Here is an 11,790-nt window from a genome sequence, read left to right on the forward strand (position 1 = left end):
GGATCCTGAGCGGGACCGAGGCCCCGAACGGGACCGGGACCACCGGTGAGCCGGGTGTCTCCGGCGTTACCGCGATTCCTCCCGGGAACGGCGCCCCTGGCACGGCCTCCGGCGCGGCGGGAGCTCCACGCCACGCCGGCGCCCCGGGCGGCTCGGCGGTTCCCGCGCTCCCGGCGGCACTTCCGGGGGGCCCGGGAGTCTCCCCGGGGTTCCCGAGGATCCCTCCGAGGATTCCGAGAGTCTCCCCGAGGGTTCCGGCGGAGGTCGCGGCGGGGGAGGAGACGGGGGCGGGGGACACGTCGGCCTGGCCCGCGGGGGTCGTCGCCCTGATGGCCAGCACCGCGCCCAGCACGGTGACGGATCCGGTCGCGGTCAGCAGCAGAGATCTGAGGGTGGTTGCCACGGCGGCCATTTAGCGCACCAGGCCGGCCCGCCCGGGGGCCCGGACACACGGGGATTACCGAGATTTGCCCTCCGGCCGCCGTACCGGATGGCCGCGGGTTGGCCGGGCACCCCCGCACGTCTGGCACAATGACATGTTGGAACATCGTGACACGTGGTTGCCCTCTCACTCCCGCGTGCCATGCCTGTCCCTCGGACGATCCTCTCCTCGTGCCCCACTCGATGAGACGCCGTTCACCCACGCTCTAATGCAGGAGAGACCACACCAGTGGCAGTCAAGATCAAGCTCAAGCGGCTCGGCATGATCCGCAACCCGCAGTACCGCATCGTCATCGCCGACAGCCGCACCAAGCGTGACGGCCGGGCGATCGAGGAGATCGGCCTGTACCACCCGAAGGAGAACCCCTCGCGCATCGAGGTCGACTCCGACAGGGCGGCCTACTGGCTGGGTGTCGGCGCGCAGCCGACCGAGCCCGTGCTCAAGCTCCTCAAGCTCACCGGCGACTGGCAGAAGTTCAAGGGCGAGCCGGCTCCGGCCCCGCTCCTGGTGGCCGAGCCCAAGGCCGACCGCCACGCCGTCTACGAGGCCGCGGCCAAGGAGGCGCTCTCCCTGGAGGCCGCCACCACGCCGAAGAAGTCGACCCGCAAGGCGGCTCCCAAGGCTGACGAGGCTCCGAAGGCCGAAGAGGCCCCCAAGGCCGAAGAGGCCGCCGCCGAGACCCCGGCCGAGCCCACCGCGGCCGCCGAGGAGAAGCCGGAAGGCGAGGCCTGAGGTGCTCGAGGAGGCCCTCGAGCACCTGGTGAAGGGCATCGTCGAGCATCCTGACGACGTCCAGGTTCACGCTCGCCGCATCCGCAGCGGGCGTGTGCTTGAGGTCCGGGTCCACCCCGAGGACCTCGGTAAGGTCATCGGCCGCGGCGGCCGTACGGCCAAGGCGCTTCGCACGGTCGTGAACGCCCTCGGCGACGGCAAGTACGTCCGGGTCGATCTCCTCGACCTGAACGAGGCCCGCTAGCCGGCGAGACGCGTCCATCGAGCGAACGGGCCACCCGCCCAGTGTGGGTGGCCCGTCTGCTTTCCACAGGCACCACAGACACCTACTACGTGAGGAGGCGGGCGTGCAGCTCGTCGTAGGCCGGATCGGCCGCCCGCACGGGCTCCGCGGGGACGTGTCCGTGGAGGTGCGCACCGACGAGCCGGACCGGCGCTTCGCCCCGGGCACCGCCCTGGCCACCGACCCCGCGTCCGCGGGCCCGCTGGTCGTCGAGTCCCGCCGCTGGCACTCCGGGATCCTGCTGGTCAGGTTCGAGGGCGTGACCGGCCGTGACCGGGCGGAGGACCTCCGCGGCACCATGCTCGTGATCGACTCGGACGACATCCCGCCCCCCGACGACCCCGACGAGTTCTACGACCACCAGCTCATCGGCCTCACCGTGGTCAAACCCGGCGGCGAGGCGGTGGGAGAGGTGTCCGACGTGCTCCACCACGGCCAGGACCTGCTCGTCGTACGGCGCGGCGAGCCCGGGGCCGCCGAGGTCTACGTGCCGTTCGTCAAGGCGCTGGTGCCCGAGGTCGATCTCGTCAAGGGCATCCTCGTCGTGGACGGCCCCCCCGGGCTGCTCGACCCGGACGAGATCGCCTGACATGCGCGTCGACGTCATCTCCATCTTCCCCGAGTACTTCGCCCCCCTCGACGTCTCCCTCATCGGCAAGGCCCGCGAGCGCGGCATCCTCGACGTCCACCTCCACCAGCTCCGCGACCACGCCCACGACGTGCACCGCACCGTGGACGACACCCCCTACGGCGGCGGCCCCGGCATGGTCATGAAGCCGGGCCCCTGGGGGGAGGCCGTCGACGCGATCCTCGCCTCCGGCCCGGACGTCCCGCCGAGGATGATCGTGCCGACCCCCAGCGGCGTGCCCTTCACCCAGAGGCTCGCGATGGAGTACGCCGCCGAGCCGTGGCTGCTGTTCACCCCGGCCCGCTACGAGGGCATCGACTCCCGGGTGATGGCCGAGTACGGCGCCCGCATGCGCGTGGACGAGGTCAGCGTCGGCGACTACGTGCTCGCCGGGGGCGAGGTGGCGGTGCTGGTGATGATCGAGGCCGTCGGGCGGCTGCTGCCGGGCGTGCTCGGCAACGTCAACTCGGCCGTGGACGACTCCTTCGCGCCCGGCGCGATGGAGAACCTCCTGGAGGGCCCCGTCTACACCAAGCCGCCCGAGTGGCGGGGGCACGAGGTGCCGGAGATCCTGCTCTCCGGGCACCACGGGAAGATCGCCCGGTGGCGGCGGGACCAGGCGCTGCGCCGTACCGCGAGGAACCGGCCCGAGCTGCTGGCGGCGCTCGACCCGGAGAGCCTGGACAAGCACGACAGACGGGCCCTGGCGGAGCCGGACCTGCCCGGGACGGGCCCGGCCGGTCCGGCCGCTCTGACCGGTTGATTTCCGGTCGGTCGGGAAAATATGGCAGACTGAAGCGTTGCCGCCGACCGAACACTGGCTGGCGCGCGCCACCGGGCAGACGGCCCCGGCTCCGAGACATAGTCCACTTCAGCACGCGTGTCCATCGCGACGCCGCTCCGTCGCGGCCGGATGGACCTCCGTGTGCGCTCGTAAATGAGGTACCACTGCCATGCACACGCTGATCAGCGAGCTCGAGAAGTCCGCGCTCCGCACCGATGTCCCGGACTTCCGGCCCGGTGACACGCTTGAGGTCCACGTCAGGGTCATCGAGGGCAGCCGGTCCCGTGTCCAGGTCTTCAAGGGTTTCGTCCTGCGCCGCCAGGGCGGCGGCTCCCGTGAGACCTTCACCGTCCGCAAGGTCAGCTACAGCGTCGGTGTCGAGCGGACCTTCCCGGTGCACAGCCCGGTCATCGAGAAGATCACCCTCGTGACCCGTGGCGACGTCCGCCGCGCCAAGCTCTACTACATGCGTGACCTGCGCGGCAAGGCCGCCCGCATCCGCGAGAAGCGCGACGCCCGCTAGGCGCGTCAGCGTCTCCCGACCTGGCCCGCGCCCCCTTCACCGGGGAGCGGGCCAGTCGCATGTAAGGAGGTTTGACCTCCTATGGCAATACGCATGGCTATGCGGTACCCCGTCACTCAAGCACTGGGTACCGCCCATCATCTAGGCTCGTCAGCGATGACTAGCGAAGACCGGGAGTACGGCGCAGTCACGCGTCGACCTGTCGAGGACGAGGTGGACGTGGTCGCCGAAGACACTCAGAAGAGCGCCGAGGACGGCAAGGGCAAGAAGAAGGGCTCCTTCTGGAAGGAGCTGCCTGTCCTGGTCGTCGTGGCGTTGGTGCTCGCCCTCATAATCAAGACCTTCGTGATCCAGGCGTTCTACATCCCCTCGGAGTCGATGGAGAACACCCTCCTCACGAACGACCGGGTCCTGGTCAACAAGCTCGTCTACCGCGTCCGCGACATCGAGCGCGGCGACGTGGTGGTCTTCTCCGGGGTCGACTCCTGGGACCCCGAGGTCCCCATCGAGGAGCCGTCCAACCCGGTCGTGGGATTCTTCCGCTGGATCGGCACCGCCTTCGGCGTGGTCCCCGGCGAGAAGGACTACATCAAGCGGGTCATCGGCGTCGCCGGCGACACCGTGAAGTGCTGCGACGCCAAGGGCCGGGTGACGGTCAACGGGGTCGCCCTCGACGAGGGGTATCTCTACCCCGGCGACGTGCCGTCCCAGAGCTTCTTCGAGGCCAAGGTCGAGCCGGGGCGCCTGTGGGTGATGGGCGACCACCGGCTGGTCTCGCTCGACTCCCGTTCCCACCTCGGCGACCCCGGGGGCGGGACGATCCCGGTGGACAAGGTGATCGGCCGGGCCTTCGTGATCGTGTGGCCGTTCTCCAGGGCCACGACCCTTCCCATTCCCGACACCTTCGGCCAGCCGGCCCTCAAGGCCGCCGCGGCCCTGGGAGGGGCCACCCCGCTCCTCGCGGGCTTCGCGGGTGCCGTGCCGCTGGTGCTGTGGCGTCGTCGTCTGCTCTCAAGGCGGTAGCCCCCTCTCATGACCGTTGAACCCGAGGCTGACAAGAAAGAGAAGAGCGGCAAGGGCGGTGGCCTGCGCGAGTCGCTGTTCCTGCTGGTGTGCGGGGTGGGGGTGGCGCTGCTGTTACAGGCGTTCGTCTTCCAGTCCTTCTGGATCCCGTCGGAGTCGATGCAGAACACCCTTCTGGTGGGTGACCGGGTGGTCGTCAACAAGCTGCACGGCGACTCCGAGCGCGGCGACATCGTGGTCTTCAGGGGCTGGAACAACGAGGACACCATCAAGCGGGTGATCGCGGTCGGCGGTGACACGGTGAAGTGCTGCGACGCCAAGCAGCGGATCACCGTCAACGGGGTCCCGATCGAGGAGAGCTCCTACCTCTTCTCCGGCGACTTCCCCTCGGGGGAGCCGTTCGAGAAGGTCGTTCCCGAGGGGAGGCTGTGGGTCATGGGCGATCACCGCACCGCCTCCGCCGACTCGCGTGCCCACGAGGAGCGGCTGGGAGAGGGCTCGATCCCGGAGAGCGACGTCATCGGCCGTGCCGTCGCGATCTACTGGCCGTTCTCCAGGGCCGCGGTCCTTTCGAGACCGGAGACCTTCCTCAAGGTGAGATAGCGGTACCGAATGCACCGGAGGGGGCGTACTCTCTGGTCATGGTCGCTCTGTCACCCGTGGTGCCATGACGGTTGCGTTTCGCCCCAGACCCAGCGTGGTCCGGCGGGATTCGGGACTGTACGGCTACGAGCGGGCTCTCAGCCGCCGCGGGCTCGGTCCCGTGGCGGGAGTCGACGAGGCGGGCCGGGGCGCCTGCGCCGGGCCGCTGGTGGTCGCCGCCGTGGTGCTGGGCGGCCGGATGATCGACGGCCTGGACGACTCCAAGCTGCTGACGGCCTCCCGGCGCGCGTCGCTGTTCGAGCGGATCACGATGACCGCGAAGGCGGTGAGCGTGGTGGTGATCCCGCCCGACGAGATCGACGCCCGGGGCCTCCACAGATCCAACATCGGAGGAATGCGCAGGGCCGTGGCACGACTACCCTGTCACCCCGGCTACGTTCTGACCGATGGGTTCCCCGTTCCCGGCCTGCCCGCACCGTCGCTGGGCGTGTGGAAGGGAGATCAGGTCGCGGCCTGCATCGCCGCGGCCTCGATCGTGGCCAAGGTGACGCGGGACGAGATGATGGTGGCGCTGCACGAACGCCATCCCCGGTACGGATTCGCCGTGCACAAGGGGTATGGCACCGCCGACCATCGCAGGGCTCTCAGCGCCTACGGTCCGTGTCCGGATCACCGCTTCTCGTTCTCGACGGTGGCGCGGTCAGGAGCGGGCGAGGTGATGGGTGAGAATGAAGTGGGGGCCGGTGCCGTCTGATCGGGCGGGCCGGGGTGGGCGTTTAACAGGAGGACCGGTATGAGCGCAGAGGATCTCGAAAAGTACGAAACCGAGATGGAGCTGCAGCTTTACCGTGAGTACCGCGACGTTGTCGGCCTCTTCACCTATGTCGTGGAGACCGAGCGGCGCTTCTATCTCACCAATTCCGTCGATCTTGACGTGCGCACCGCCGAGAACGGTGACGTGTTCTTCGACGTGAAGATGCAGGACGCCTGGGTCTGGGACATGTACCGCCCGGCGAGGTTCGTCAAGAACGTCCGTGTGGTGACCTTCAAGGACGTGAACGTGGAGGAGCTCGCCAAGCCCGATCTCGAGATGCCCAAGGAGGGTTTCTCCTCCTGAGCCGCTCTCCCGGCCCGCCTTTCCCGCGCGGCTTTCCCTGGACGGCCCTGAGGGCGTCGTCCACGGGACCGGAGGGCCGGGGTGCCCTGGGATGAGGCCGGATGTTTCGAGGCCTTATGCTGCCGCTGAGCGGCCGAGAGGTGTTGTCCACAGCGATGTCTCGGGCCCGGCCGGTTTTCCACAGAATCGTGTTCGGCTTCTCGGGGGTGCGGTGAGCTGAGCGAAGGTCTGGAACCGGAGGTGGTTCCATGGCCGCGAAAGATGAGCTCGGCAGGCACGGTGAGCAGCTCGCCGTCGACTATCTGCTGGCGCACGACCTGCAGATCCTGGATCGCAACTGGCGGTGTCCAGACGGGGAGATCGACATCGTCGCCCGGGAGGGGCGCACGCTCGTCGCGGTGGAGGTGAAGACCCGCTCCGGCCGCAGTCACGGCACCGCGTTCGAGGCGGTCACCACCGCGAAGGTCGCTCGCCTGCACCGGCTCGCGGCCGGTTGGCTCGCCGGGTGCCAGGAGCGATTCGACGCGATTCGTGTCGACGTCGTCGCCCTGGAGCGGTTCGCCGGGGATTTCGTCCTCCGCCACGAGCGGGGGGTGTGCTGATGCCTCCCAGCGTGTCGATCTCTTCTGGTGCGTTGATGTCTCCCAGTGCGTCTCTTTCTTCCAGTGCATCGCTGTCTTCGCGCGTCCCGGGGCCTTCGCGCGTGCCGAGGTCTTTCCTCGTGCCGGGGCCTTCCGGCGTGCCGGTGTCTTCCCCCGTGCTGGAGTCTTCCCGCGCGCCGGGGTTTTCCCGCGCGCTGAGGTCTTCCTGTGTGCCGGAGTCCTCCGGCCCGTCGACGGCGTCCGGCCCGTCGATGGCGTCCGGCCTGTCGTGGATCATTCGCTCCTCGCGGGAGGTGGGGTGAGTGGCCGTCGCACGCACGCGCTGCGTCGCGCTGGTCGGGGTGACCGGCCGTCTCGTCGAGGTCGAGGCCGACGTCGGCAGCGGCGTGGCGGGTCTCCATCTCATCGGCATGCTCGACACCGCGCTGAGCGAGGCCCGTGACCGGGTCCGTTCCGCCCTGGTCAACAGCCGTTACGCCTGGCCAGACGCCCGGATCACGGTCAGCCTGTTCCCCGCCAGCCTGCCCAAGCGCGGAAGCCTGTTCGACGTCGCGATCGCCATGGCCCTGCTCGCGGCGGCCGGGTTCGTGCCCGCCGCCAGGGTCGCCGAGCCGCTCTTCCTGGGTGAGCTGGGCCTGGACGGCTCGGTCAGACCGGTGCGGGGTGTGCTCCCCGCCGTGCTGGCGGCCGTCGCCGCCGGTGCCCGCACCGTCGTCGTCCCCGCCCGTAACGCCGCCGAGGCCGGTCTCGTGCCGGGGGTGACCGTGGTTCCCGCGACCACGCTGGGCGCCCTGGTGAGCTGGTTGCGGAGCGACGAGCCGACGGCGGGTCTCCCGCCGGGCGCCGGGAGCGCCGGTGCCGGAGATGTCGGAGGGGCTGTAGGGGCTGAAGGGGGCTGCGCGGGAGAGCCTGGTGCCGGTGCCGGTGCCGGTGCCGGTGCCGGTGCCGGTGATCGGGGCGCGGGGGCCGTGGGCCCGCTCCCGCCGGGATTTCCCGGTGAGATCGGTCTCGGAGACGCTCACGACGCCGGAGGCGCCCCGGGTGACGCTCCCGATCTGGGAGACGTCGCGGGGCAGCCGCTCGCCCGTCGCGCGCTGGAGATCTGCGCCGCCGGAGGACACAACCTCTGGATGCTCGGTCCCCCCGGCACCGGCAAGACCATGCTCGCAGAGCGGCTGCCGACCCTGCTTCCCGCTCTGGAGCGGGACCAGGCCCTGGAGGTGACCGCCATCCACTCGGTCGCCGGTGTGCTGCCCAGGGACCGTCCCCTGCTGGTCCGCCCGCCGTTCGTGGCGCCCCACCACACCGCGACCGTCGCCTCCGTCATCGGCGGGGGCAGCGGGATGATCCGTCCGGGGGCGGTCTCCCTCGCCCACCGGGGCGTGCTCTTCCTGGACGAGGCGCCAGAATTTTCGACGACCGTTCTCGACGCGCTCAGGCAGCCGCTCGAATCGGGTCGGGTGACGGTCTCCAGAGCGCTGGGGTCGGTGACCTTCCCCGCCAGGTTCATGCTGGTGCTGGCGGCCAACAGGTGTCCGTGCGCGCGGCCCTCCACCCCGGAAGACCCGTGCGCGTGCGCTCCCGCGGCCCGCCGCCGCTATCTGGCGAGGCTCTCCGGCCCGCTGCTCGACCGGGTGGACGTCAAGGTCGGCCTGTTCCGTTCGACCAGGCGCGAGCTCCTCGCCGACCGCCGGTTCATCGAGTCGAGCGGGGTGGTGGCCGAGCGGGTCCTGCTCGCGCGCGAGCGGGCCGCCAAGAGGTTCGCGAGCACGCCGTGGCGGTGCAACGCGGAGGTGCCCGCCCGAGCCCTCCACACCGAATACCGGCCGCCGCCCGCGGCGATGTCGCCGCTGCTCGGGCACCTCGACAGCGGCCGGTTGAGCGCCCGGGGTCTCGACCGGATTCTCAAGGTGGCCTGGACGCTCGCCGATCTCGCGGGCAAGGACCGGCCGGAGCTTCACGAGACCAACTCCGCGCTGGGGCTCTGGCTGGGGGAGGAGCGATGAGCGAGAGGCTCGCACGGCTCACCCTGATGCGCCTCGCCGAGCCGGGTGACGCCGTGATGGGCGCCCTCGTCGCCCTGCGCGGCCCCGAGGCCACCGTCGCCCTGGTCCGGAGGGGGTCCGCGGACGCGGGTCTCACCCGATGGTTCATCGACACTCATGGCGGCCCGCCCGGAGATCCCGGCAGGCCGGTCGGCGGGCCTGATCCACGGGCCGGAAGCTCCAGCCCACGCGAGGCAGGCCCAGGTCTCCACGACGGAGATTCCGGTCCGGGTGGCGAAAGCCAGGATCGGCGCGGCGGGAGCCCGGACCAGCCGGGCGGGAGATCCGGTTCATCTGGCGAACCGTTTCCTCCGCGTGGCGGGGGCGGGGGGCGATATGACGGGAGCCCGGAGCCGGGAGACGGAGGTTCCGGCCCATCAGGGGGGCGGCTCCTCCAGCCTGGCGCCTCGGAGGCGGTGCGGCACGGGAGACCAGGCGTGTCCGGCGGTCGCTCCGACGGCGGTCGCTCCGACGGCGGTCGCTCCGACGGCGGTCGCTCCGGCGAAGGCCGGTCCGGAGCGGGCAACGGCTCACGGGCCGCACGGGATGGGCAGGATGAGCGGCTCGCGGCCAGGCTGGACCGGATGGTCGCCTCCTGGGCGGCCCGGTCGAAGTCGGCCGACCCCGGGCGTGACCTGGCCGAGGGCGAGCGGATAGGAGCAAGGCTGGTGGTTCCCGGTGATCCGGAATGGCCGACCCAGCTTGACGACCTGGGAGACACCCGGCCCTACGCTCTCTGGCTCCACGGCGACGCCGACCTGCGGTTCTCCTGCATCAGGTCCGTCGCGGTCGTCGGTTCCCGAGCCGCCACGCCGTACGGCACGCATGTGGCGGCGGAGCTCGGGGCGGGGCTGAGCGAGCGGGGGTGGGGCGTCGTCTCCGGTGGCGCCCACGGCATCGACGGGGCCGCTCACCGGGGTGCCCTCGCCTGCGAGGGGCCGACCGTCGCCGTGCTCGCCTGTGGCGCCGATGTCGCCTACCCCAGCGCGCACCAGCAGTTGTTCGCCGCGATCCGGGCGCGGGGGGTGCTGGTCAGCGAGTGCCCCATGGGGGCGCACCCGACCCGGCCGAGGTTCCTCGTCAGAAACCGCGTCATCGCGGCCCTGTCCAGGGGCACCGTGGTCGTCGAAGCGGCCGTGCGCAGCGGGGCACTCAACACCGCCGGGCACGCGATCGCGCTCAACCGCCATCTGGCCGCGATGCCCGGCCCGGTGACCTCGGAGTTCTCGGCCGGGTGCCATCGGCTGATCCGCCAGGGCAGGGCCATCTGCGTCACCGGCCCCGAGGAGGTGATCGAACTCGCCGGCACGATGGGCACCGACCTGGCCCCCGAGCCACGTGGCCCGGTGCTTCCCCGCGACCGGCTCGACCCGGACACCCGGAAGGTCGTCGAGGCCATGCCCACCCGGATCGGCGTGGGCCCCGCGACGATAGCCGTCGCCGCGGGCGTCGATCTGGAGACGGTGCTCTCCTGCCTCGGCGGTTTGGCGGCCGCGGGCTACGTCGAACGCGTCTCCCAGGGCTGGCGCCTCCGCCCCGACCGCCCTCCCGGCGGATAGCCCGTGCTCAGGCCGCGAGGGACTTTCACCGGCCGAGCCCAAGAATCGGAAACGGCCCAAGCGGCCACTTAAGAAGAGGGTTACTGGTGAGGCGGGTGGCGAGGACAGAGCGGACCACTCACGAAGTGGACTACTCACGAAGCGGGCCACTCGTGGAGCGGGCCATCTATGAGGCTGTCACTTGTGAAGCAGGTCGCGAGAACGGAGCGGGGCCACTTACGAAGTGGGTGGGGAAGACGGGGCGATCACTTATGGAGCGGGTCGCGAGGACGGGGCGGGCCACAGGGGGAGGAGGCGGACCTGGCCGTGGCCGAGGAGGAGCAGGGGATCGAGGTAGGCGCGGTCGCGGAGCAGACCCCAGTGCAGGCAGGCGGCGGGACAGTGCCCGGGGACGTCCTGGAGGGTGCCGATCACCTCGCCGGCGGCCACCGCCTGCCCGCGCCGTACCGAGGGCCGGACGGGAAGGTAGGTCGTCCGCAGGCCACCGGGGTGGAGCACGGTCACCACGCCCCGATCCGCGAGCGGCCCGGCGTAGCCGACCGTTCCCGCTCCCGCGGCGCGCACCTCGGCTCCGGGAGACGCGGAGAGGTCGGTGCCCCGGTGACCGGCCAGCCACGGCTGCGCCGGTGGTGCGAAGCCCCTGAGCACCCGTGGCCGCCCGGCGAGTGGCCATTCCCAGCGAGCGGAGGGAGGGGGTGTTCCAGCTGGATTCCGGCCGGGGGAGGGAGCGGGCGCTTCGGCCGGATTTCGGTCAGGGGAGGGAGCGAGTGCTTCGGCCGGATCCCGGTGAGCTGCTTCAGCCGGATTCCGTCGGGAGGCGGGGGCCGGTGCCTCGGCCGGACGCGTCGTCCTCACCGGGGCGTGCGCACCGGCGCGGGCGGACGTGGAGATGGTCGCGGGACCCGTCACGCCGCGAGAGCCATGAGAGCCATAAGGGCCATGAGAGCCATGAGAGCCATGAGAGCCATAAGAGTCGTGAGAGCTGTGGGAGCCGTGAGGGTCGTGAGAGCTGTGAGGGTCGTGTGCGCGGCCGGTTATGCCGGTGGGGTGCGTGAGGGCGGGCGCGTGGCGGGCGCTCGCTGCCGTCGGCGTGGCCAGGATCAGTGAGCACAACAGGGCTCGCAGCCCCAGGGTGTGGACGGTCTTCATGCCCGTGAGCATGAGGACTCGCGACGGGTCGGGTACGGGCCGAATGGAATTCTGTGGATAAGCGGGCAAGCGGCCGGGGAGGTGGCCGAGGGCAGGGCGAATGGTGAGACGTTCCACGGCCCCCCGCCCGCGGACAGCCTCGCCGCGGACGCGCCCGTGGTAGGGGCATACCCGTGACGAGGGCCCGCCGGTGATGAGGGCGTACCTGTGACGAGGGTCTGCTGGTGATGAGGGCGTACCTGTGACGAGGGTCTGCTGGTGATGAGGGCGTACCTGTGACGAGGGTCTGCTGGTGACGAA

General features: G+C 70.9%; 13 protein-coding genes. 12 read left to right on the forward strand and 1 reads right to left on the reverse strand.

Annotated elements, in window-relative coordinates; genetic code table 11:
- The first annotated feature begins 670 nt into the window (after positions 1-670).
- The 12 genes from rpsP (at position 671) to dprA (ending at position 10,341) form a co-directional block, all read left to right on the forward strand.
- On the forward strand, positions 671-1,174 hold the full coding sequence (rpsP, locus tag ABT053_RS37880) for a 30S ribosomal protein S16 (RefSeq protein WP_344746407.1): 504 nt from the start codon (positions 671-673) through the stop codon (positions 1,172-1,174).
- A gap of 1 nt (position 1,175) precedes the next feature.
- A complete protein-coding gene (locus ABT053_RS37885) occupies positions 1,176-1,418 on the forward strand; it encodes an RNA-binding protein (RefSeq protein ID WP_329091253.1) in 243 nt (80 codons plus the stop codon).
- A 103-nt stretch (positions 1,419-1,521) separates the two neighbouring features.
- Positions 1,522-2,046: a ribosome maturation factor RimM gene (gene rimM, locus ABT053_RS37890; RefSeq protein ID WP_350975942.1), complete on the forward strand. Its 525-nt coding sequence runs from the start codon at positions 1,522-1,524 to the stop codon at positions 2,044-2,046.
- Between the two features lies 1 nt (position 2,047).
- Positions 2,048-2,848, forward strand: coding sequence for a tRNA (guanosine(37)-N1)-methyltransferase TrmD (trmD, locus tag ABT053_RS37895; protein ID WP_350975944.1), 801 nt, complete (start codon positions 2,048-2,050; stop codon positions 2,846-2,848).
- 190 nt (positions 2,849-3,038) lie between these two features.
- Entirely contained in the window at positions 3,039-3,392 is a 354-nt protein-coding gene (gene rplS, locus ABT053_RS37900) for a 50S ribosomal protein L19 (protein ID WP_344746403.1), read from the forward strand.
- 156 nt (positions 3,393-3,548) lie between these two features.
- On the forward strand, positions 3,549-4,415 hold the full coding sequence (lepB, locus tag ABT053_RS37905; protein ID WP_350975945.1) for a signal peptidase I: 867 nt from the start codon (positions 3,549-3,551) through the stop codon (positions 4,413-4,415).
- Positions 4,416-4,424: 9 nt separating this feature from the next.
- Positions 4,425-5,018, forward strand: a complete 594-nt coding sequence (lepB, locus tag ABT053_RS37910) for a signal peptidase I (RefSeq protein WP_350975947.1) — start codon at positions 4,425-4,427, stop codon at positions 5,016-5,018.
- A gap of 64 nt (positions 5,019-5,082) precedes the next feature.
- Positions 5,083-5,772 (forward strand): ribonuclease HII, encoded by a 690-nt coding sequence (locus ABT053_RS37915; RefSeq protein WP_350975949.1) that lies wholly within the window; start codon positions 5,083-5,085, stop codon positions 5,770-5,772.
- A 39-nt stretch (positions 5,773-5,811) separates the two neighbouring features.
- A complete protein-coding gene (locus ABT053_RS37920) occupies positions 5,812-6,135 on the forward strand; it encodes a DUF2469 domain-containing protein (RefSeq protein ID WP_030511723.1) in 324 nt (107 codons plus the stop codon).
- 248 nt (positions 6,136-6,383) lie between these two features.
- On the forward strand, positions 6,384-6,737 hold the full coding sequence (locus tag ABT053_RS37925) for a YraN family protein (RefSeq protein ID WP_350975950.1): 354 nt from the start codon (positions 6,384-6,386) through the stop codon (positions 6,735-6,737).
- A 302-nt stretch (positions 6,738-7,039) separates the two neighbouring features.
- Positions 7,040-8,743 carry a YifB family Mg chelatase-like AAA ATPase gene (locus ABT053_RS37930; protein ID WP_350975952.1) on the forward strand — a complete coding sequence of 568 codons (1,704 nt, stop codon included), beginning with the start codon at positions 7,040-7,042 and terminating at the stop codon, positions 8,741-8,743.
- A 623-nt stretch (positions 8,744-9,366) separates the two neighbouring features.
- Entirely contained in the window at positions 9,367-10,341 is a 975-nt protein-coding gene (gene dprA / locus ABT053_RS37935) for a DNA-processing protein DprA (protein WP_350975954.1), read from the forward strand.
- 249 nt (positions 10,342-10,590) lie between these two features.
- Here the strand turns inward: dprA and ABT053_RS37940 are convergent, their stop codons facing one another.
- A complete protein-coding gene (locus tag ABT053_RS37940; protein ID WP_350975956.1) occupies positions 10,591-10,989 on the reverse strand; it encodes a murein hydrolase activator EnvC family protein in 399 nt (132 codons plus the stop codon).
- Positions 10,990-11,790: the final 801 nt, after the last annotated feature.

It is taken from the genome of Streptosporangium sp. NPDC002524 (genome assembly GCF_040295985.1).
GTDB lineage: Bacteria > Actinomycetota > Actinomycetes > Streptosporangiales > Streptosporangiaceae > Streptosporangium.